Source organism: Bradyrhizobium sp. 31Argb, assembly GCF_043638955.1.
In the GTDB taxonomy this organism is placed as follows: domain Bacteria; phylum Pseudomonadota; class Alphaproteobacteria; order Rhizobiales; family Xanthobacteraceae; genus Bradyrhizobium.
Window position 1 is genome coordinate 1 of the sequence record NZ_JBEGDB010000064.1, and the last position, 19,288, is coordinate 19,288.

At 61.1% G+C, this 19,288-nt stretch carries 24 protein-coding genes and 1 tRNA gene; 11 read left to right on the forward strand and 14 right to left on the reverse strand.

The genetic code is table 11. The annotated features are described in order from the left end of the window. A partial coding sequence (locus AAFX91_RS15130) for a hypothetical protein (RefSeq protein ID WP_394566997.1) occupies positions 1-286 on the reverse strand: 286 nt, incomplete at its 3' end. Positions 287-298: 12 nt separating this feature from the next. Next, positions 299-742 (reverse strand): hypothetical protein, encoded by a 444-nt coding sequence (locus AAFX91_RS15135; RefSeq protein ID WP_130581362.1) that lies wholly within the window; start codon positions 740-742, stop codon positions 299-301. A gap of 223 nt (positions 743-965) precedes the next feature. On the opposite strand from AAFX91_RS15135, the gene AAFX91_RS15140 reads away from it, so the two are divergent. Together AAFX91_RS15140 and AAFX91_RS15145 are read left to right on the forward strand one after the other, a co-directional pair. Further along, positions 966-1,235: a hypothetical protein gene (locus AAFX91_RS15140; protein WP_130581361.1), complete on the forward strand. Its 270-nt coding sequence runs from the start codon at positions 966-968 to the stop codon at positions 1,233-1,235. Between the two features lie 222 nt (positions 1,236-1,457). Next, a tRNA-Arg gene (locus AAFX91_RS15145) sits at positions 1,458-1,534 on the forward strand. A 310-nt stretch (positions 1,535-1,844) separates the two neighbouring features. On the opposite strand, the gene AAFX91_RS15150 is transcribed toward AAFX91_RS15145, so the two are convergent. Continuing rightward, positions 1,845-2,495, reverse strand: a complete 651-nt coding sequence (locus tag AAFX91_RS15150; protein WP_130581360.1) for a TetR/AcrR family transcriptional regulator — start codon at positions 2,493-2,495, stop codon at positions 1,845-1,847. Between the two features lie 232 nt (positions 2,496-2,727). On the opposite strand from AAFX91_RS15150, the gene AAFX91_RS15155 reads away from it, so the two are divergent. From AAFX91_RS15155 to AAFX91_RS15165, 3 genes are all read left to right on the forward strand, one after another. After that, positions 2,728-3,621 carry an NAD(P)/FAD-dependent oxidoreductase gene (locus tag AAFX91_RS15155; protein WP_165421333.1) on the forward strand — a complete coding sequence of 298 codons (894 nt, stop codon included), beginning with the start codon at positions 2,728-2,730 and terminating at the stop codon, positions 3,619-3,621. Positions 3,622-3,643: 22 nt separating this feature from the next. Further along, positions 3,644-4,117 carry a methyltransferase family protein gene (locus tag AAFX91_RS15160; protein WP_394566998.1) on the forward strand — a complete coding sequence of 158 codons (474 nt, stop codon included), beginning with the start codon at positions 3,644-3,646 and terminating at the stop codon, positions 4,115-4,117. Positions 4,118-4,710: 593 nt separating this feature from the next. Next, positions 4,711-5,529 carry a pentapeptide repeat-containing protein gene (locus AAFX91_RS15165; protein ID WP_394566999.1) on the forward strand — a complete coding sequence of 273 codons (819 nt, stop codon included), beginning with the start codon at positions 4,711-4,713 and terminating at the stop codon, positions 5,527-5,529. Positions 5,530-5,676: 147 nt separating this feature from the next. On the opposite strand, the gene AAFX91_RS15170 is transcribed toward AAFX91_RS15165, so the two are convergent. Together AAFX91_RS15170 and AAFX91_RS15175 are read right to left on the reverse strand one after the other, a co-directional pair. Then, a complete protein-coding gene (locus AAFX91_RS15170; protein ID WP_130581356.1) occupies positions 5,677-5,961 on the reverse strand; it encodes a GYD domain-containing protein in 285 nt (94 codons plus the stop codon). Between the two features lie 140 nt (positions 5,962-6,101). Beyond that, positions 6,102-6,572 carry an isoprenylcysteine carboxylmethyltransferase family protein gene (locus AAFX91_RS15175; RefSeq protein ID WP_130581355.1) on the reverse strand — a complete coding sequence of 157 codons (471 nt, stop codon included), beginning with the start codon at positions 6,570-6,572 and terminating at the stop codon, positions 6,102-6,104. A gap of 431 nt (positions 6,573-7,003) precedes the next feature. On the opposite strand from AAFX91_RS15175, the gene AAFX91_RS15180 reads away from it, so the two are divergent. Together AAFX91_RS15180 and AAFX91_RS15185 are read left to right on the forward strand one after the other, a co-directional pair. Further along, positions 7,004-7,267, forward strand: coding sequence for a hypothetical protein (locus AAFX91_RS15180; RefSeq protein ID WP_130581354.1), 264 nt, complete (start codon positions 7,004-7,006; stop codon positions 7,265-7,267). Positions 7,268-7,566: 299 nt separating this feature from the next. After that, on the forward strand, positions 7,567-7,830 hold the full coding sequence (locus AAFX91_RS15185; protein ID WP_130581353.1) for a hypothetical protein: 264 nt from the start codon (positions 7,567-7,569) through the stop codon (positions 7,828-7,830). Between the two features lie 186 nt (positions 7,831-8,016). On the opposite strand, the gene AAFX91_RS15190 is transcribed toward AAFX91_RS15185, so the two are convergent. From AAFX91_RS15190 to AAFX91_RS15205, 4 genes are all read right to left on the reverse strand, one after another. Next, complete coding sequence (locus tag AAFX91_RS15190) at positions 8,017-8,487, reverse strand: PaaI family thioesterase (protein ID WP_130581352.1); 471 nt, start codon at positions 8,485-8,487, stop codon at positions 8,017-8,019. A gap of 20 nt (positions 8,488-8,507) precedes the next feature. Next, positions 8,508-9,086 carry a bifunctional transcriptional activator/DNA repair enzyme AdaA gene (locus AAFX91_RS15195; RefSeq protein WP_394567000.1) on the reverse strand — a complete coding sequence of 193 codons (579 nt, stop codon included), beginning with the start codon at positions 9,084-9,086 and terminating at the stop codon, positions 8,508-8,510. A 259-nt stretch (positions 9,087-9,345) separates the two neighbouring features. Then, positions 9,346-9,678 carry a type II toxin-antitoxin system RelE/ParE family toxin gene (locus AAFX91_RS15200; RefSeq protein WP_130581350.1) on the reverse strand — a complete coding sequence of 111 codons (333 nt, stop codon included), beginning with the start codon at positions 9,676-9,678 and terminating at the stop codon, positions 9,346-9,348. Positions 9,679-9,685: 7 nt separating this feature from the next. Further along, the gene (locus AAFX91_RS15205; RefSeq protein ID WP_282530710.1) at positions 9,686-9,973 is read right to left on the reverse strand and encodes a type II toxin-antitoxin system ParD family antitoxin; all 288 of its coding nucleotides are present in this window, start codon (positions 9,971-9,973) and stop codon (positions 9,686-9,688) included. Positions 9,974-10,253: 280 nt separating this feature from the next. Between AAFX91_RS15205 and AAFX91_RS15210 the strand changes: the two genes are divergently transcribed. The 3 genes from AAFX91_RS15210 to AAFX91_RS15220 all read left to right on the forward strand — a co-directional run bounded on the left by AAFX91_RS15210 (position 10,254) and on the right by AAFX91_RS15220 (position 15,080). Continuing rightward, positions 10,254-11,210: an MBL fold metallo-hydrolase gene (locus AAFX91_RS15210; RefSeq protein WP_394567001.1), complete on the forward strand. Its 957-nt coding sequence runs from the start codon at positions 10,254-10,256 to the stop codon at positions 11,208-11,210. Between the two features lie 190 nt (positions 11,211-11,400). Further along, positions 11,401-13,278 (forward strand): sugar nucleotide-binding protein, encoded by a 1,878-nt coding sequence (locus AAFX91_RS15215; protein WP_394567002.1) that lies wholly within the window; start codon positions 11,401-11,403, stop codon positions 13,276-13,278. Continuing rightward, positions 13,275-15,080 (forward strand): glycosyltransferase, encoded by a 1,806-nt coding sequence (locus AAFX91_RS15220; protein WP_394567003.1) that lies wholly within the window; start codon positions 13,275-13,277, stop codon positions 15,078-15,080. Before AAFX91_RS15215 ends, AAFX91_RS15220 begins: the two co-directional genes overlap by 4 nt. Positions 15,081-15,119: 39 nt before the next feature. On the opposite strand, the gene AAFX91_RS15225 is transcribed toward AAFX91_RS15220, so the two are convergent. From AAFX91_RS15225 to AAFX91_RS15245, 5 genes are all read right to left on the reverse strand, one after another. After that, a complete protein-coding gene (locus tag AAFX91_RS15225) occupies positions 15,120-16,109 on the reverse strand; it encodes an alpha/beta hydrolase (RefSeq protein ID WP_394567004.1) in 990 nt (329 codons plus the stop codon). Between the two features lie 309 nt (positions 16,110-16,418). Then, positions 16,419-16,616, reverse strand: coding sequence for a TenA/THI-4 family protein (locus tag AAFX91_RS15230; RefSeq protein ID WP_130581364.1), 198 nt, complete (start codon positions 16,614-16,616; stop codon positions 16,419-16,421). A 142-nt stretch (positions 16,617-16,758) separates the two neighbouring features. Then, entirely contained in the window at positions 16,759-16,929 is a 171-nt protein-coding gene (locus AAFX91_RS15235) for a hypothetical protein (RefSeq protein WP_282530715.1), read from the reverse strand. Between the two features lie 701 nt (positions 16,930-17,630). Continuing rightward, entirely contained in the window at positions 17,631-17,873 is a 243-nt protein-coding gene (locus AAFX91_RS15240; protein WP_130581713.1) for a transcriptional regulator, read from the reverse strand. A gap of 98 nt (positions 17,874-17,971) precedes the next feature. Then, positions 17,972-18,181 carry a cold-shock protein gene (locus tag AAFX91_RS15245; RefSeq protein WP_130581712.1) on the reverse strand — a complete coding sequence of 70 codons (210 nt, stop codon included), beginning with the start codon at positions 18,179-18,181 and terminating at the stop codon, positions 17,972-17,974. A gap of 498 nt (positions 18,182-18,679) precedes the next feature. Between AAFX91_RS15245 and rpsU the strand changes: the two genes are divergently transcribed. Continuing rightward, complete coding sequence (rpsU, locus tag AAFX91_RS15250; RefSeq protein ID WP_394567009.1) at positions 18,680-19,018, forward strand: 30S ribosomal protein S21; 339 nt, start codon at positions 18,680-18,682, stop codon at positions 19,016-19,018. The last annotated feature ends 270 nt before the right edge of the window (positions 19,019-19,288 follow it).

The window sequence follows — 19,288 nt, forward strand, 5'->3', positions numbered from 1 at the left end:
AACGTTCGTGACGATCGCGACCCGCCCCTCTCTTGGGTGAGACGCGCGGAGTTAAATCACTGATTTGCCCGACGGCGGAAGCGGAATGTTTTTTGTGTGAGGGCTGGACGAGGCAAATCACGTTGGAATTGCTCGCGAATTTTTCTCCCCCGTCATTCCGGGGCACGCGCAGCGTGAGCCCGGAATCCATTTCACCGCCCGCGCCTGTGGCCTGATGGATTCCGGGCTCGATGCTTCGCATCGCCCCGGAATGACGGCTGAGGAATGTGGCGACACGAACGGCCAAAACCGGCCCGCCCTACCACTCTTCCGGGCAGGGATCGACGATCTTCCAGAGTTCGATGCCGTTCTTGATCTTCTTCATTTCGGTGGTCAGCCCACCGTTGCGGCGGATCCAGTCCTTCACCGTCTGTGGGTAATAGGACATCAGGTCGGAGGTGCCATCGAGGCTCGTGACCTTGATGCCGAAGGTGAAGGCCTTGTCGTAATAGGCCTGGTGGAAACCGACGCTTGCCCTGGGCGTGACACAGATCTTGTTCATCGGCACGATGCCGAACACGAGCGTGCAGGCGGAATTGCAGATACCGTCGATGATGACGCGCTCGCCGCGCTCGCGGATGCGCTTGTACTTGGCCTTGTACTCATCGACATAGCCGCCATGGTCGCGCGTGATGTGCAGGACGGCACGCGCCGGCGCCATCGCGAGAGCAAGGAACAACAGGGCGAGAAGCGTGATGCGCATGAACAATGTGACAGTAGCCTTGGTCGCCTCAAACAAAGCCGGCTGCGGGCCCCGGACCAGACCCCAAAACTCTGGCCGGACTGTGTTGGGAAACCGTTAAGCATCCAGAATGGGCCAAAAATTGACGTGATGTGGCCTATTTCCCGCAGTTTTTCCCTCCAAACCGAGCTAAATGAAAGGCTGGATCGGCCAGAATCGCCCCGGCTGGCCCTGGAGACGCACAATGCCCAGACTGAAGTTTTTGGCCGCCGCGGCGGTTCTTGCCGCCATGGCTGCCGCCCCAAGCGTGGCCGACGCCCGCCATTACCGCCATCACCACCACCACCGGCACCACGCCGGGCACCTGCCCTATCAGATCAGCTACCTCCACAATTACGGCCCGGGCGCGACGCCCGGCACGTTCGCCTATTACGACGGCCCGACGGCGGTAAAATGCCGCCAGAGCGCCTCCGCCTATATCGGCCAGGACGGCCGCCGGCATCCCTGTTTCTGAAGGCCCCACCGGGCGGGACGCCGTGCGCAGGGCACCTTTTCCGCTCCACGCGCTGGCCGTTCCGGCCCAAACCTGATAATCGACGCTTGGATCATGATCCGACCATACCGAGTCGGATCCATGATCTGACTTCTCTGTCTGAGCATGATCTCCGTGCAAACGCTTCGCGTTTGTCGCGAGGGAAAACCGGTTTCTACTTTTCCGGATCATGCTCCAAGGCACGCGCTCGTAGCTCAGCTGGATAGAGCATCGGATTTCGATTCCGAGGGTCGGGAGTTCGAATCTCTCCGAGCGCGCCAAATTCCGCCGATTGCCCTCTATTGCCGCCGATAACCTCCGAAACTACGCCTACGTAAGAGCGGTGAACAACCGCCGGACGGAAAGGCATACAAATGGCGGTGTTTGGCGGCAGAAGAGTTCGAATCGCTTCCGGTCGAACGGTCTTTTTTACCCGCCGCAGGCACCGGTATGGGCTTTGAGTGGCTTCTATGCGCCATCTATTTTGCCGATGGGGGGTAGCGGTTACTCCGCCGGTCAGCCCGCTGCCAATGATAATATTCGCGTTGATGTCAATTAGAGCATCCAAAATATCATGCAAGTACTCCTAGGCTATCCCCCCGCGTGATCGCTGCCACCGTGCGCGGCGATGAACATGGCGACGGCAGACCGGCAATAAGATTCGATTTCGTTGTCGTCCTCTGCTCTCGCCTCATCGAAACGTGCGATAATTAGGAGATCGGATCCTTTGAACAGCGCCGCAAACAAGCGGGCTGACCGGAGAGGATCGGGCACGTTCAGAAGCGCCTTCGTGTGCAACTGACGCAACAGGGCCTCGATTTGGGCGATGACATGGGCGGGGCCGGCTTCGTAATGGAGCTTGCTTAGCGACTTTTGGTTCGTCTTGTCGGCCATGACCATGGCTTCGACACTGCGGACGTCTGATCTCAACAGCGTGCGAAGCAGTGATGATCCCACCGCCATGAGCTGATCTTCGACCGAACCGTCGACGCCTTCAAGAAGGGCCTGTGGTGCAAACAACTGATGGCAGCCGGCCGCGATGGCCGCCCTGAACAGCGCCTCCTTGTTCTCGAAGTGCCGATAGATGCTGAGCTTGGATATCTTCGCTCGCTGGGCGACCTTGTCCAATGTCGTCGCTTGAAAACCCAGTTCTGCAAAAAGTTCGCCCGCGGTGTCGACGATCGTTTGGCCAAGCGCCTCGTTGGTGGGCCGGCCGCGCCGGCCCTGTCTGTTTTCGGTCACGACAATTCCAGTCCTTGACAGTATCGTAATTCTCGTATTACGATACCATGTAGTATCCAAAATGTGCAAGCGCATTTGTCGGACGATCGACGGCCTGAAATACGAGAGATCCATGCAGCGACGAACCCTGCTGAAGCTGGCCGCGGCGCTTTCCGCCATCGGCATCGCCCGCGCCCCGGCCACCGCCAAGTCCGGCCCACCCTCTTCCATCCACAACAAGGAGCCTATCACCATGGATGACGTCATCATCATCGGCGGCAGCTTTGCCGGCCTCGCAGCCGCTCTGCAGCTCGGCCGTGCCCGCCGCAAGGTCACCGTTCTCGATACCGGCCTGCCGCGCAATCGCTTCGCCGGCCATTCGCATGGGCTGCTCGGCCACGATCACAAGCCACCGCTGGACATCCTGGCCGAGGCGCGGCAGCAACTGGCGCGTTATCCCGCGATCAAGCTGGTCAGTGCGCGGGCCGACAGCGTCTCCGGCGGCATCGACGATTTCTCCGTCCTCACTGGCAATGGCGAAAGCCTTGGCGCGCGCCGCTTGATCCTGAGTTATGGCGTTGTCGACCAGATGCCTGCTGTTCCGGGCTTTGCCGAAAGCTGGGGCACATCCATCGTGCCCTGCCCCTATTGCGATGGCTTTGAAGTCGCCGGCCAGCACTGGGGCCTTGTCTGGTCGGGTCCGCAGTCGATGAATCAGGTCAGGCTGTTCCATGACTGGACCGACAGGTTGACCGTCTTCGCTGATGGTCACGACATTCCGCCCGATATCCGGGCCGATCTGGAGCGTCGCAACACACCTGTCGTCGACGGCCGGATCACCGAGGTCGCCCATCACGGGGGGCATGGCGCCACCCTCAAGCTCAATACCGGCCCCGATGTCGCGGTCGACATCCTGTTCGCGCATCCGCGCAACAAGCCGTCCGCAAGCCTGCATGAATCACTGGGTCTCGCCACGGTCGATACGCCCCTCGGCATCGTCCTCAAGGTCGACGAGCGGCGCGAGACCAGCATGCCCGGCATCTACGCCGCTGGCGACCTCACCAACCCCGTCATCCCCTCGGTCACCACGGCATCATGGCAAGGCGCGATGGCGGGCATCTTCGCCCAGCAGTCGATGCTGGTTTGAGAGCACAGATTGGAGGATGAGCATGGCCGTCGAACCGGGCAGCGCGGGTGTGCGCTTCCCTCCGCCCTTCATCTATCTGGGAGCGCTGCTGTTGGGGCTGGCGGCGGAGCGGTTCGTCACCCTGCGCTCTTTCGGTATCGACTGGCGGTTGCTGGTCGCAGCAGGCGCGCTGCTGTTCGTTGCCGGCGCGGCGGTGATGCTTGCGGCGGCGGGGCTGTTCCGGCGGCTGGGCACCAACGTTCGCCCGTCGCAGCCAACGACCCTCATCGCAAAGACCGGTCCCTATCGGTGGACCCGCAATCCCATGTATCTCGGCATGGCGCTTATCTATGCCGGCCTTGCGATCGGCTTCGACGGGCCGATCGCCTTCGCCTTGCTCCCGTTGGTGCTGATCGCGATCCAGACGCAGGTGATCGCCCGCGAGGAGCGCTATCTCGAAGCGAAGTTCGGCGACGACTACCGCCGCTACAAAGCCGAGGTTCGCCGCTGGCTCTAACTATTCCGCCGCCTGCGGGGCCGCTTGATAAACCAGCACCGGCTTCCTTGCCGCGAGCTATCATATTCTGAAGGTCGCGGGCCAGTGTCACGGAAAACCGACTGGCCGGCTAAACATATCTAGACCACTTTCAGATGGTATCGCCCGCCGATACTCATTCCTACATCCTGCGCCAGGTCACGCTCGGCCTTCCTGCATAGTCGCAAACCAGCATGTGAGGCGGGACAGATCTCCTCTATCTGCTCCGAGAGGGGCCTTAGAGTGCTATAGCGTAAACATAGTTCTCATCATCACCCGGCGCGGTGCGCCACAGCCGATGAAGATAGGCGCCACTGCTTCGCCGTGGCGCTATGATGCCGGGGCCCGGGTGCGCGCTCAAATCGCCAGGACAGCGATAGACTGCGATCTGGCACTTCGCCTTCTCGAGCAGCTTTTCCTCGGACGGGGCGATCACGGGCATTGCGAGGACCGTAATCCGGTTTCATACTCTCGCGTCGCCCGGAGGCGCACCTCGACCGGCTAACGTGACGGTGCGACCAACCCGAAAAAATGCAAGAGACAATGCCGGGTTACTGGAAAGCGGAGAGACAGCGATGCTGTTTCGTCACGCGTTTGCTCTTGTGTCGATGACGGCGCTGTTGGTGGATCCCATCGACGCCGTGTCGCAGGACATGCTGCGCAGCGTCGACCTCAACAGCCCCGAAATGTCGACATCCGAGATGACGCGGGCCGAGGTCGAGACGCTTCTCAAGGCGGCGCCTCAAGACGCCGCGGGCCAGAGCTCTGCGGATTTGCAAGGAAAGCGGCTGTCGCAACTCGATCTCTCGGGGCTCGACTTCTCCGGCAGCAATCTCCGCCTCGTCAAGCTCAACCGGACTAGCCTGAAAGGCGCACGCTTCTATCGTGCCATCCTCAACCAGGCTTGGCTCATCGACGCGGATTTGACCGGGGCGTCTCTCGTAAATGCATCACTCCTCGGCACGCAGATGCAGCGCGCCAAGCTTGGCGGCGCCGATTTGAACAGCGCTCGCATAACCGCGGATCTTTCTGGTGCCAGCTTGATCGGGGCTAAGCTTGCTGGCGCCGATTTGAGCGCTGATATGCGCAACCAATCGATGGGCTTGATGCGTGGCGTGCTCAAATCCGCCGATCTCAGGAATGCCGATCTGAACGGCGCCAATCTCGCGAGCGCCGATCTCGAATTCGCGCAGCTGCAGAACGCCAATCTGGCGAATTGCAATCTTAGCGGTGCCGACCTTTCGGGAGCCGACTTGTCCAACACCAATCTCGCAGGCGCCGATTTCACCGAGACTGACCTCGCGTCGGCCCTCTTGCCGAGCGCAGCCGCGCTGGAAAAGGCCCGCAATCTGGACAAGGCCAGGAACTTGAACCTGGCGCGGCGCCTACCTTAGTGATCGCAGTGATCCGAAACCTGGCATTTCAGCCAGCAACTGAAGCGATCGGCGCCAATGCAGCGATGCCAACAGCCCTCAGATCAAGAAACAACGGTTTGGGCTGGCTAGCCGAGACCGATGGGTGCGCCACGGCCGACGAAGATGTTAGCTCGCCGCATCCTTGAGCGCGGTTTCGAAGCTCTTTGCGTCGAAGGCCGGCATACTCTGGATCCGCCCCAGACCCTGGGTGGCGTACCAGACGGAGAACGCGAGCATCGCTCCCTCATTCGGGGCATCGACGATGTCGACGAAATCGTAATAGCCCTGCGTGTAGTGGATCGACTCGACCTTGATGCCCAGCTTGTCGAGTTTTGCCTTGGCCTTGCCGATCCGCTCCGATTGCTTGCTTGCCCACTCCGGGCTCAGACTACCAAGCAGCACATATTTCATGGCCACCTCCACGTGACGTTGATCATGATGCGCGAAGGACCCCACGATTATACGCCTTCCAGGGACCCGTGCCATGTCGTTGTGCGTAGCGGGAACGGCAAGATACGGCCTCCCCGGCCCCGCATTTTGTCCGACAAGCCCTATAGCCAGCGCCGTACCCGCGCGCGGTAGCGGCGATAGACGTTCCCGAACTTGCGCTCGAGATAGGCTTCCTCGCGGGTGATCACACCGTAGCGAATGACAAGCGCGAAGGGCACCAGCGTCATCAACAGCCAGAGGTTGTTGAAGGCAATGGCCAAGCCGATGAGCCCCAGTACCATGCCGAGATAGATGGGGTTGCGCGTGAAGCGGTAGGGGCCAGTCTCCACGATGGTCGTGGACGGCAAGTTGGTGGGCACATTCGAGCCGGCCCGGGTCATGGTAGTGATCGCCCACGCGACCAGCGCCACCGCAACGACAAACACTATCGCGCCGAGCCAGCCTGCAGCAACCACGGCCGGCAAGAACGGCAAGGGTATGAGCCAGTTGAGCGCGAGACCGGCAAGCACCGCTAGCACCCACGCGATCGGCGGCCGGACAATGACATTCGCAGTATCTGCCGTGTCAGTCATAATGGGGCCGCCAGCCGAAGACTATTTGCAAGCGTATCGCAAAATCGCAGGCGGTCCGAGATTTGCCGGTTGGAACGCGCAGCGGGCCGCCGCATCATAGCGCCACGGCGAAGCAATAGAGCCCATCCTCGTCTGCCGTGGCGCGCCGCACCACCTAAGATATTGTATTCCTTGCATCTTTTTCGTTTGGCCCGTTTCGGCACCGCCCGTGCAATTGACGGGCAAAAACGCATCACTCAGCTCCGCAAAGTGCTGGCCAGGGGTTCAGCTTGGATGCATCCTAATGCGCCGCAGGGTCTGTGGGCGCACCCCCCTATGCAGCTCCCCCGCGCAAAAATAATGGCGAACTGTGCTCAACCGAACAGAGACTTAGCGTCGATTGTCTAGACTCCCATGTCCGCGTAGCGCACAGGCCAACGAGGACGTGAGCCATGAAGGACCTCAGCGGAAAATTGCACCAGCTCCGGGCTGATGCCAACAATTGTGCCGTCATGGCCATGTCGGCGACGGATCCAAATAAACGCGAGCTGCTTAAGCGTTTGGCGGATGAGCTTGCCATCGAGGCGCTTGAGCTGGAACAGGTCGTGAAAAGGCAAACAGGGGATCTGGGCTCCGACGAGCAGTACAATGCCTTGTCCAAGCCAGCGTTAGACCCCCCTATGCCGATCCGGAGAAAGCCGCTCGCCGGCTCGTGAAGCTCGCGCGTGCCGTCGAGCCGAAACAGACGGACCGCATTCACATCGAGAAAATCAACTACTCGTTTCTTTTTCAGGACAAGGCCAAGCCGGCCGTATACGGCGCCGGGTTTTGCCGCGCTCCGGCAAGACCTTAAGCACGTATTACCTCAGCGCGTACTATCCGACCGGCGATGTCGCCGAGCTGTGCGAGCTGATTGGCCAACGGCTGGGGAAAAACAGTCGTTACGTCAATAGCGCTGCATGTTTCCGGATCGGCGAAGCGATATCCTTTTCAAAGTGTGGGCTTCGGATGCATCATGCAGTTCAGCCGCATCATCGGTCCGACGGAAGACTTCCAAATTTGGAGCGCGATAAGCCGCGGGTTCTCGTTCGTGATCAGTAATGAGAGCCGGACCGGCCCGGGCCTTCACGGAGAGCCCGGCTTTGTTGCCTCGTGGCGTCCCATCGATCTGAACAGGCCTGCGATCAGAGTGGGCGGTTCGCCGTTCAAAACCTTCGCTGAAGCCGAGAATGCGTGTGAGGCGATGCTGAAGCACCTGACCGATGACAGGATCGAGTAGATGCAGTCGCCTCCCTCTACTTGGCGATTGCCATAATCTGACGATCGTACTTCACCTTCGCCAGGTCGCAGTGCCCTCTTTGTTAGCGCCGCTGGCGGCTTTGCTGAGTTGGCGTGCAAACTCTCCCCGAAGAACTTCGCCATCTCACGTCGGTTCTACGATCCGGGTACAGCGGGCATCCATAGTTCAACTCGGAAAAATGAGACAGGTCGTCGTGCCATGAGCGAGCAATCGGCCCTTGCCGTCCGTGACGCGCCCTTCGGCCGTGCCGATACGGCGCCCACAATTCAAAACCATTCCTTCGGCCCTGATCTGGCCCGTTTCCGGCGTGATTGGGCGCACAAGGGAAATCTTGAATTCGAGCGTTGTCTGAGCCACGCCCTGGTCCAGCGTCGATTGGACGGCGAGCCCCATGCAGCTATCGAGCAGCGTCGCCGTGAGGCCGCCATGGACCGTGCCGGCTGGATTTAGGTGTGCGTCGGTTGGAATGAGCGTCACGACAACACGACCGCGCGTAGCCTCGGCCACGTCGTATCCCAACGTTCGCGCCAAGGTGTTGAGAGGAATCGTGCCGCTGGCAAGGCCCTGCACAAACTCCAGTCCACTCATCGTCTTCTGTGTCTCGGCATCCACCGTCCCGAAGGTCTTGGTCAGCATCGTATCTCACTCCGTCTCGCTCAGCTCGTTATCGTCCTTGGCGACGCTTTTTTGCGAAACGCCGATGGTGACCGGCCATAGATCCGGCTGAAAGATGCGCTCATGCGCCTTGCACTCGAAAACCCGGCACGCTTGGCGATGAGAGGAATTGGAAGATCGCTTTCATCGAGGAAACGCTTTGCACGTTGAACACGAAGCGAAAGCGCGACTTGCAGAGGCGATGCATCGAGGTGCTCGGCAAACAGCCGCGCGAGGTGCCGGGGTCCTACTCCGAGACGATCGGCCAATGCTTCGATATTGCTTCGATCAAGTGCGCCGTTTTCGATGAGCGCCAGTGCACGCTCGACAGTCGTCCTGGTCCCCTTCCAGGCCGGGCAGAAAGGAGCGGCCTCCGGACGGCAGCGGAGGCAAGGTCGAAAACCCGCGTGTTCCGCGGCAGCGGCGCTGCGATAAAACCTCACATTCCGCGAGAGTGGCGTTCGCACCGGGCAGACGGGCCGGCAATACACTCCCGTCGTCTTGACCGCCACGAACACCAGCCCGTCCCACGCCGGATCGCGGCGTCGAAATGCTTCATATTGTGCGGCGAAGTCGAGCATGCGATTGCTATAATGACCATCGCCGCAGGTGGCGAGCCATTCTCGAAGACCAGGTCCGAAAACGACCGCCGCCAGGACGGCACGCGCTCGTAGCTAAGCTTGATAGAGCATCGGATTTCGATTCCGAGGGTCGCGAATTCGAATCTCTCCGGTCCGCCCTTCGTACACCCCTGGGCACTCCAGAACCTGCCGTTTTGCGCTTGGTGCGAGCACCGGCGTGCGCAGGAGTACGCTTTTCCACATGATGCGAAGTGGCGCTCTATTTGTCCTCGTCGGGGGCAAATCGAGCATGGCGCTGAAGGTCCATCCTGTCGTGGAGGATGCGCACGATTTCGATCGTGCTCTTTAGCGCTACCCGGTACATGATGAAGTAGCTTCCGCGACGACCGCGTCGCTCAACATGGAGCGTGCGAAGACCCGGCATGATCGCGTCCCGGGCCTTGGAGCCTGCGACATCAATCGCCTGAACGAGCGTGTCCCGATAGACGCGCGATTGTCGCGCGCCAAAATTCTCGGTGGTCCATTTCAGGATGTTCGCAAAGTCGAGTTCGGCAGCAGCGCCGAGACGGACGCGCCATCTATGCTCGGCCATACAGGCCCTATTCGGCTGTTCCGGAGATGACCTTCTCCGAGAGCTCGTTCAGATAGGCTTGCAGGTCTTCGATATTCCTGAATTCTTTGAATTCGCCTCGGTCCAATGCACCAACGCCGAGGCGAGCCGCAGCGCGTAAGGCCTTCAGCTTGCCCGCGTCCTCCGCCTCGCGTTGCTCCACCAGCCGCAACCCGTCACGCAGCACTTCGCTGGCGTTCTGATAGCGGCCGGACTTGACGAGGGTGTCAATGAGTTCTTCCTGGCGCTCGGTCAGCACAACATTTCTCGTTGGCATTGGCGTCCTCGCGGATCGTTCAAAAAATGGCGTATGGCATAATAGGCCATCGTCGTTCGATGGCCTCAACCCCGATTTTGGCGCGTGCACTATTATGGCTTTCGATTTGCCGTAACCAAGCGCGAAGGCGGCACGGGTTGCGATCGGCGCAATGTGCTGTAGGTTTGGAGAATACAGCTTACTGCCACCATTCTAACGAAAACAGGCCGGCCGGCTTGGAGCGTGGGCGACGACAGTCGCGTTCCGATCGGATCAGGCGTCGGGGAAGGAAGGCTTGGAGATGTCAGAATACGATCAGCCAACGCCAATGCGCTTCGCTCTCAGTCGTCGGCAAGTCGTGGTCGGCGCCGCGTGTCTCGCTGGCGCCGGAATCCGGGCGACGCGGTCGCCTGCCCAGACAACCCCTTACCGATTCCGGCAAGGCGACTTCGAAATCACGGTCTTAAGCGATGGCCATCTCGTGCTGCCAGCGACGATCCATGGGCTTGATGCGCCGCGGGAAGAGGTTCACAGGCTTCTACAAGAGGCTGGTTTGGATCCCGATCAGGTGAAGCCGGCAACAAATCCGGCTCTGATCCGCACCAGATCCGACCTCATTCTCCTCGATACCGGCTCTGGTGCGAACTTCCAGGGGACCGCCGGAAAACTGCTCGACAACCTCAAAGCTGCCAATATTGATCCGAAGAGCATCACCAAGGTCGTATTCACCCATGCGCATCCCGACCATATCTGGGGCACGATTGGCGCGGGCGGTGCCCTGAACTTTCCAAATGCCGCCTACTACGTCTCGGCGGCCGAATGGGATTTCTGGATGGACCCTCACCTCACAACGAAGCTCCCCGAACAAATGCATGTCTTCGTCACGGGTGCGCAGACCAATCTTGCTGCGGTCAAGGATCGCGTGACCATGGTCAAGCCCGGTGATGACATCGTAACGGGCCTCAGCGTACTGGACAGTTCGGGTCACACGCCGGGCCATATTTCCTTGGTCCTGGCAGGCAGCGAGGGGCTGCTCATTCCGGCCGGCGCGATCACGGAACCCGCCGTCTATTTTCCTCATCCGGAGTGGCAGTTCGCCTACGACATGGACAATGGCACAGCCGTCGCCAACCGGAAGAAGCTGCTCGACCGCGCCGCGACCGACAAGATGAAGATGCTGGGCTTCCACTGGCCCTATCCCGGCCTGGGCTTGGCCGAGCGGAAGGGCACGGGATATCAATATGTGCCAGCGGCCTGACGGCCGAAGATTGCTAAGTGGCCGCTGTCGATTGGCCGGATTTCAGGGGCCCGCCGATGCGGCTAACGCGGCGCCGCGCTAACACTCGATTTTCTGGCCCATCGAAAGCGTGGCCCGGCGGACTGATGCGAACCGCTTTCTCGACATCGTCGGGAGTGAAATCCTCACCTGGCTCAAAGCGAAATCGAGCTTGCAAGCCGAGGTTTCGCTCTTCACGGCAGCTCGCAAGCCGTCGCAGCCAGCCGAATTCTCCTTGATATCTCAGGAGGCACCCGATAAAATCGCAACCATTGATCGAGACATTTGGCTACTGACAGATATTACAATCTCCGAGAATGCGATGCAGCGCTGGCTGATTTCAGGCGCATCGGGGCAGTTGGGCGGTCATATCCTCAGTGCGCTTTCGCGTCACTGCCCTGGCGATTACGTGCATGCGCTTGGCCGTTCACCGCCGCCGGGCGCGCATGTCACCGAATTGGTGGATATCAGAAGGGGCGCGGCTTTGATGGAGTTGCTGCAACGCGCGACCCCGACGCGCATCCTGCACCTTGCGGGAGTACCGCCCCTGATCGCCGAGTCCGACCCCGCCTCCTGCCATGCGCTCCACGTTGACGCCGCGATGAGGATGGCGGCTTACGCCGCCTCTACGAACGGATGGATGCTGTATGCCTCGTCCGATTTCGTGTGGGACGGAAACGGCGGGTTCCACGATGAAGACGATGTGCCACTTCCGGCGAACGTCTATGGCAGAAGCAAGCTTGCCGGCGAGCGTGTCGTCATAGAGCACGGCTGCGGACTGGTCGCCCGCTACTCGCTGCTGTTCGGTTTCCCGGTCGATTGTCGCCAGACATCATGGACGACGATCGCCGCACGCCTCAAGCGCAACGAACCGGTCAACGCGATCGATAACGAATGGCGATCGCCAATCAGCCTGGCCGACGCAGCTTTGGCAACAATAGAGCTGGCAGTGCAACGTCATCACGGGCTCGTGCACATTTCAGGCTCATCTGCGATGACGCCGTACGAAATCATCTGCATGATGCGCCGGGAGATGAACTCGGCGTCGGACATCCAGCGGGTCTCGCGCACCTCGTTCAGTCCGAACATGATCCGGCCGCGCAACGTCACCCAGTCGAACAGCCGGCTGAGGCGCCGCCTTCCGGGATTCGAGCCCGCGCCTTTGCGATCTGCTCTGCGCATCGCACAGGGCGCGGTGCCGCGCTTTTCCGTGATCATTCCGGTGTATCACGGAGCCGACACCGTAGGCCGGAGCCTGACTGCGCTTGCCGATCAACGCTTCGATAACGATGGCGGACTGCAAGCGAGCGACGTCGAGGTGCTGCTGGCACTGAACGACGGCCGGGAAGACAGCGAGGCGGCGGTGGCCGCGCATATCGCGAGCTTGCGCGCACGGAACTTCCACGTGCGATTGCTGCGTACGCCGCCGACCCGCCGCGCCGCCATAGCCGCGGCCGAGGCGGTGGCGGCTGCCGGCACCCATCGCCTCTACCTGGACCAGGACGCCAGACTGTCCCCGTACGCGCTTTCCGCCTTATTTGCAGCGCTCACGATGGGCACAGGCATTCAATTCGCCGCGCCTCGCGCACGGTTCGATCCCTCCCCTTCCCCGGTGGTGCGCGCGTTCTGCCGTTACTGGTGCGCTTTACCCTATTGCGATGCTTCGCCCGTCACCATGGGCGCCTATGCGGTGTCAGCCGAGGGCCGGCGGCGGTGGGGCGCGCTCCCGCAACTCGCGTCGGACGACAAGTTTGTCCGGATGCTGTTCGCTCCGAAGGAACGGCTGCTGCTCGCATCGGAGAGCTACCATGTGGTGGCGCCGCAAGGCTGGCGCGAGTTGATCCGGGCTCGGCGCCGCTACCTGCGTGGCAATCGCGAATTGGCGCGGGCGACCCACCTTGCTCCTCCAGATCCGATTCCGCGCTACAGGGGCGTCCTCAGGCCGCTTCTGCGACCGTCGGCCTGGTTCGATTTCGCGGTCTTCGTGGCAGCCTATGGCGCGACCTGGCTGACGGAAAGCGTCGGGGCGCGAACGGCGAGACGATCGTGAACCACACCCTCGATGTCGTCATCCCCGCAGGTGGCGATCCTGGGCTGCTTCAGCGATGCCTTGTTGCACTTCTGTGCGACGGCCACGATATCGACCTTCGCGTGATCGTGGTGGCAAACGGGCCTGCGTCCAGCCAAAATCAGGCGAGCGCTGAGTTGTTGCTGAGGGCGTTCGAGGATGAACGCCAAACATTGATCGTCGTAACGAACACCTGTCCGGGCAAGACGGCGGCGCTCAATCGGGGTGATCGCGAACGTCGTGGCGGGGCGGTCCTTTACCTTGACGCAGACACCATCATTCTCCCTGGCACCTTGGCCGCGATTGTCGCAGGCCTGGCCACCGATGAGCCGCTTCTCGTCGCGCCTCCCATGGTGCTGGTTCGGCCGGAGGGCCGACTGGAGCGCGGGTTCGCCTCAGTGTGGCCGCGTCTCTCCGGGATGGAGAACGACGTCGTCGGAGCCGGCGTCTATGCCACGAACCCGGCGGGCCGCCGCAGGTGGAGCGCGTTTCCCCCGATCGCGGCCGACGACCTGTTCGTGCGCTCGCTCTTCGCGAGAAGCGAACGAAAACTCCTTGCCGCGGGCGGCTTCCTGTTCAACCTCCCACGGAGATGGGATCTAATCCGGGCCAAGCGGCGGTGGGACCATGGCAATCGCACCCTTGCAGGACTGCACGATGTTCGGCCAGGCAACCTGCCCACGAGGTCGTTCCGGTCCCGATTGGGCGATGTCGCGCGTCTCTGGCGAGAGGGCCCAGCCCTCGCGTGCTTCGTACTGCTGGCGCTCTCGGCACGGCTTACCCGAGGCGAGAACGATGATGCCGCCGCGTGGATCGGGCCAAAGCCGCCGCCGATTGCACCGGTCGCACCACGCCGACCACGCATCGGCATATGCATCGTCACGCATAACAACGCTGATGAAATCAGAGCCTGCCTCACTTCGCTGAAATCTTGCTGGTCCGAGCTTTCGATTCGAATCGAGGACAACGCGTCGGTGGACGGCACGGCCGATCTTGTTCGACAAGCCGAATGCCGCACGAAGATCAGAGCGAACCCCGTCAATCGCGGATTCGCCGCTTCAGTCAACCGGCTCGCCGTCGATTTCGGTGAGGAAGTCGACCATCTTCTGCTCGTCAATCCGGACGTCGAACTGGCATCCGATGCGATCGATCAGTTGATCGCGGCCTCGCTGGCGAGCGAGGCGGAGGCGATCGTCGGCGGACGGATGATGCGGCACGACGGTAGCGTCGACCCCCACAACTGCCTTGCCGAACCGTCGCTCCGACAATCGATCGCGTTCGCACTGGGCCTGCGGCACTGGCCCGGTGGCAAGTGGCTCGATCCCGATGCGCTCGGCGGCTGGGGCCGGACCGGCATCCGGGCAGTCCCAGCGCTCACGGGAGCAACGCTCCTGATCAACCGTGCATTGTGGGACCGGCTGGGCGGGTTCAATGAGCAATACTTCCTCTATGGAGAGGACGTTGACCTGTGCATCAGGGCGAAAAGATTGTCGGGCGCTCCGCTCTTCACTGGCTTTGCGCGCTACATCCATCAAGGCGGCGCGAGTTCGGCGAGTGACTCCGAGCGGTGGGTCGCGATCCTGCGCGGCAAGGTGAGCCTATACCGCCAGCACCTGCCCGCGCTCCGAAGCAGACTAGCTCGATGGCTGCTGCTGGGTGGCGTAACACTGCGCGCAATGGCTGAAACATCAGGGCTCGCTCGCAGAACGATATGGCGAGACCTGTGGCGGAACCACAACCTGTGGCGGCACGGATGGCCACAGCCTGACCATTCGGCCAAATAGCAGCGCGTGGCTCGCGCTGCGGCCACGCGAAGACCGAGTTCACGCCGCCGAGGTGTCGATCTGGCGGCGGATCACCCGCCGCACCTCTGCATTCGACAGGAACAGATCGTGGTTGATGATGCCCCAGCCCGAGTCGGAAGCATCGACCACGCGCACGCCGAGCTTCTCGATGACGGCTTTCTCGGCGGCGCCGACGCGTGTCATGCCGCCGGCGAGCGACCCCGAGAGTGCGAGCGCGCGGTCGTTCGTTGCGGTGATCACCGTGATCTTGCGGGCGAGCGGCCCGATGCGGTTGATCGCCGACGAGAACACGTCCATGTCGATATCGGGCGAAGCGAACACCACGGCGCCGATCCTGCCGTCAACGGTGTCACCATATCGATCATGGAGCTGGCGCAGGCTTTCGAGCGCCAGCATCGTTCCCATGCTGTGCGCGACGATGTGGACGCGGCCGGCGCCCGCGGGCGTCACGATGGCCTGAAGCACGCGTTCGAAGTCATCGCGGGACCACATTGCGCTGTCGCGGTCGTAGGCGTAGTCGAACAATCCCGCCTTTGACGGCCAGGAGAACACCATCGTCTGGCCACGGAACCGGATGCCATCGGAAAGGTGGGCCGCATCGAGCGCCGCCGTCTCGAACGTCTGCTTGAAGCCATGCACATAGATCAGGACGTCTGATCCGCCGCCGCCGGCCTGCCCGAGAAGATCGCTGACGTCTCCCGAAACCGGCTCGACCTGATCAATACGCCAATCGCCGAGCCCTGCTGCCGCCAGGGAGAAACGACTTTCGTCCGGCGGCACCAGCTTCGCCCGTGCGACGGTCATCGCGGAGGCCCGATCCGGCCCGAACCAAGGCTTCGCGCGCCCGCCTTTTACGGGCTTGCGCGTGGTTGCGACAAGCAGCGTGGGGTCCACCGACAGCGACGATGCATCGTAGCGCGCGCCGGTCGCGCCCAGGCTGGCGCAGCCGCCGAGCGCGAGTGCGCCCGCAGAGGATGCAAGCCCGCCCAGCAGGGCGCGGCGGGACATCATCACTTCGTTTTGCAGTAAGTGTCGGACGATCATGCGGGACTTCAGAAGCCGCCTCCGTAAGACCCGCCCCTCACCAATTTCCTGAATGATGATGGCGGCGAGAAAAGGGCGGCAGCTTCAGGCCGGGACGTAAGACCGCCGAACGGCGTATCACTGATTACGGCGCGGAACAGGTCGGAACCCGGCGAAGCAAAGTTCCCTTGTGGCCATTCCGGTGAAGCCTTCAGGAGGAAAAAGCCGACCGCGACGGCGCCAGTCTCTTGACCGATTCCTGCAACTGCGCGCCCGTTTGGGAAGCGCGTACCTTCAGGAGCGCGCGGCAGCGGCTCTCCCGCGTTCGGTAACCTGATAGAGCACATGACCGGGGTCCTGAGGAAATACCTTCAGCCAACCTAACTCGACGAGGCGCTGATACCTGGTCTTATCAAGGTGTTCGATCACCGGCTTGGGGCGGCCGGCTGCAACGATCTCCCGGATCAATCTGAAATCATCGAGCTGCGCCATGATCAGTGCTCCTCGTTGCGTTCCGTACAATTTCAGCCCGCCCTCGGCGATGGGCTTCAAACTTCATCCGGTCCTTGCCTCGGCACATTGCAAGTCGCGGTCACGCGCCAACAACAAGCTCGTTGATGGCGGCGATCAGGTGTCAGCCCAAGTATTCGGCGATATCCTCCAGCGAGGCGTCGAAACGCTCGCCAAGCACCGCGCAATTGCTGTCTTCCTTCACGAGCGCGTATTTGCGGAAGTTGTCTTCGTCGATCGAACGTGAGCGCGACTTATGGATCGCGTATCCGAGCCTGCGTGCACGCGCTCGCAAGGCACTTTCCTTCGTCAGGCAGTTCCTTTATGGCCGAAGGCTGGACGAAGGCCGCATTACGATCGATTCACCGCCGGCTCCGAGACAGCGCCCATACGCTGGGACACAATGTTGTCTTTTGTTGTTTTTAGATGTTGTTTTTCTGCGCCAGCTCCAACGAGCATATCACATGCGCAGCGCCGGTGATAGACCGCCACTCCCGGCGAATCGCCAACCAACTGTTCAGGCAAGAAGATCGTCGGCCCTGCTCCGCTCCGGCGAGCGAAGCTCCCATCACAGCAATCTGCCTAAAGCATCACGAGCTGGACCACACCATCTTCGAGCTCGCCGCGAGCAAGTCTCGCGCGAGCGATATGCTCGAACTCGGTTCGATGTCTGTGCAAGTAGCTGAAAGCTTGGTTCTGGGTCCGAAAAGTCGTCTGAAGTCGGCATGCTTGCCTGACCGGCCCGACCGCCAGTGAGAATGTAATGGTTTGCCCTGACTCGATGGTGGATACAGTCCCCATGCTCTTCGCCATGTGTCCGCCTACTCCATAGGAAATGAGCGTCAGATGGTTTCCGCACTGCGCCGCTGAGCGCCGGAAGTCAATGGCTTGATACCGGCGACCATGGAAACCTGGAACACGGATCGAGTGCCAACCCAGCGTTTGATTATCGGCCCCCTACGAAGGCCGGTTCAAAGCCAGAGCCGAACGTGTGCGCTATTTGGAGAGCACCTTCTTGCGCTTCCTGTTCGAGATGTCCGGACGAGCCGCTTGAGTTGTCGCCTCCTCGGCCTCCCTGGCCTCCCTCAAGGCGCGAAGACGTTCCATGTTCTTACGCACCGCAATGGCCTGTTGCTGGACGTCTGCCATCGCTCGCGCACCTTCTTCCATCGCAAGACGTTGCCGGTTAGCGCGCGCGATGCTTTCCGGGGACGCTTCAGCGGGTTTCTGGACAGCCATCTCGTCTTCCCAATCCGAACAACACAAAGCCCGCTCAATCCCGGGATCGAGCGGGCAATACTGCCATTTCAGTACATCCGTGAAATGGCGCGAACGGTTCAGGCCAGCGACAGATTCTCTGCGCTTACCTTGCCCCGCACTTTGTCAGTCTTGATTTCAAAGGCCACCTTCTGGCCTTCGGCAAGGCCGGAAAGACCCGCCCGTTCAACGGCGCTGATGTGAACGAACACATCGTTCCCGCCATCGTTGGGCTGGATAAAGCCAAACCCCTTTTGACCATTGAACCACTTCACAGTACCCGTCGGCATTCTTTCATCTCCAAAGCATATTCGCGCGACCGTCACGCGATCCATTCAACTGGCGATGTCTTTGGGAAAGAGCCCGCGGGCACATTCAGAAAGGCACAGCGGCTAATCGAACCGATGCAACCTACAGGCCTCGGCCCTGGATTACAAGTCCCGGAGGTAAAATCGGCCGTCGCGGAAGGAACTTCTTCTCCTGTTCGATGCAGCAGGTCGGCTGCAAATGCAGCAAGAGCACAGGCTGCTCAATCGAAATCCTTGCAAAAAGAGCTGGCTATTCCCGCCCATAGGCTCCATCGTCAAAACAATTGTATCGGCTTCGCGCCGATGGCCGAGAGGCCGTGCGCTCCATCCGAACAGATTGCGGCGGCTCAGAATTGCGTCCCAACTTCTCTTCACCACCGGGATCGCTTTCAACCGAACTTCAGTACTCCGAAATCTCTGAAGCGCCCATTGCGGGAAGCTTCAACGGTTTTGCGCCGACAATGCTTAGGAGAAAAGCGCGTGCAGGTATTCGTCCGAGAGAACAACGTCGATCAGGCGCTTCGAATTCTGAAGCGGAAGATGCAGCGCGAAGGTGTTTTCAAGGAGATGCGCCGGCGTCGCTTCTACGAAAAGCCCTCGGACAAGGCTGCGCGAGAGAAGACAGAAGCCATACGACGGTTGCGCAAGCAGGCACGCAAGCAGGCTGTTCGAGACGGACTGATCGCTGCGCCGGCCAAAAAGCCGACCGACAACAAGCGCGGGCCGGAATTGCGTTCCAACATCATCGCCAGAACAGGACAGAACCAGCCGAATCCCAACCGGGAGTTCGCGCAGACGAAGACCGCGACCGAAACGTGATGCAGGAGACGTCGCAGCTATCACACCGGTTCGATATGGCGGGTTGGCCGCAAAGCCGTGAGGCTTTGAGTTTGCCAACGTAATCGAAGCGGCTCGTCTCGGTGCTCGCGAGCGCAAACCTTCACGCGTTGCGATCCTCAATGCGAGCTGGTGGCAGTCCTGGCGCAGTCGCGTTCGATCGGGTTCCGGGGGTGCTCACAGCGGGGAGCACCCTGACGGAAGGTGTTCACCGTGGGGCCACCGTGATTCCCCGGAATCCAAATGGGACCA

What these genes read in the sequence shown, in the direction of transcription:
- AAFX91_RS15195 (WP_394567000.1), bottom strand. Translation starts at nt 9,086, where the DNA reads ATGCTCGACTTCGCCGCACAATATGAAGCATTTCGACGCCGCGATCCG.
- AAFX91_RS15170 (WP_130581356.1), bottom strand. Translation starts at nt 5,961, where the DNA reads ATGAAATATGTGCTGCTTGGTAGTCTGAGCCCGGAGTGGGCAAGCAAG.
- AAFX91_RS15185 (WP_130581353.1), top strand. Translation starts at nt 7,567, where the DNA reads ATGCAGTTCAGCCGCATCATCGGTCCGACGGAAGACTTCCAAATTTGG.
- AAFX91_RS15245 (WP_130581712.1), bottom strand. Translation starts at nt 18,181, where the DNA reads ATGCCGACGGGTACTGTGAAGTGGTTCAATGGTCAAAAGGGGTTTGGC.
- AAFX91_RS15190 (WP_130581352.1), bottom strand. Translation starts at nt 8,487, where the DNA reads ATGCTGACCAAGACCTTCGGGACGGTGGATGCCGAGACACAGAAGACG.
- AAFX91_RS15205 (WP_282530710.1), bottom strand. Translation starts at nt 9,973, where the DNA reads ATGCCAACGAGAAATGTTGTGCTGACCGAGCGCCAGGAAGAACTCATT.
- AAFX91_RS15200 (WP_130581350.1), bottom strand. Translation starts at nt 9,678, where the DNA reads ATGGCCGAGCATAGATGGCGCGTCCGTCTCGGCGCTGCTGCCGAACTC.
- AAFX91_RS15240 (WP_130581713.1), bottom strand. Translation starts at nt 17,873, where the DNA reads ATGGCTGTCCAGAAACCCGCTGAAGCGTCCCCGGAAAGCATCGCGCGC.
- AAFX91_RS15225 (WP_394567004.1), bottom strand. Translation starts at nt 16,109, where the DNA reads ATGTCCCGCCGCGCCCTGCTGGGCGGGCTTGCATCCTCTGCGGGCGCA.
- AAFX91_RS15160 (WP_394566998.1), top strand. Translation starts at nt 3,644, where the DNA reads ATGGCCGTCGAACCGGGCAGCGCGGGTGTGCGCTTCCCTCCGCCCTTC.
- AAFX91_RS15180 (WP_130581354.1), top strand. Translation starts at nt 7,004, where the DNA reads ATGAAGGACCTCAGCGGAAAATTGCACCAGCTCCGGGCTGATGCCAAC.
- AAFX91_RS15175 (WP_130581355.1), bottom strand. Translation starts at nt 6,572, where the DNA reads ATGACTGACACGGCAGATACTGCGAATGTCATTGTCCGGCCGCCGATC.
- AAFX91_RS15210 (WP_394567001.1), top strand. Translation starts at nt 10,254, where the DNA reads ATGTCAGAATACGATCAGCCAACGCCAATGCGCTTCGCTCTCAGTCGT.
- AAFX91_RS15135 (WP_130581362.1), bottom strand. Translation starts at nt 742, where the DNA reads ATGCGCATCACGCTTCTCGCCCTGTTGTTCCTTGCTCTCGCGATGGCG.
- AAFX91_RS15165 (WP_394566999.1), top strand. Translation starts at nt 4,711, where the DNA reads ATGCTGTTTCGTCACGCGTTTGCTCTTGTGTCGATGACGGCGCTGTTG.
- AAFX91_RS15155 (WP_165421333.1), top strand. Translation starts at nt 2,728, where the DNA reads ATGGATGACGTCATCATCATCGGCGGCAGCTTTGCCGGCCTCGCAGCC.
- AAFX91_RS15140 (WP_130581361.1), top strand. Translation starts at nt 966, where the DNA reads ATGCCCAGACTGAAGTTTTTGGCCGCCGCGGCGGTTCTTGCCGCCATG.
- AAFX91_RS15230 (WP_130581364.1), bottom strand. Translation starts at nt 16,616, where the DNA reads ATGGCGCAGCTCGATGATTTCAGATTGATCCGGGAGATCGTTGCAGCC.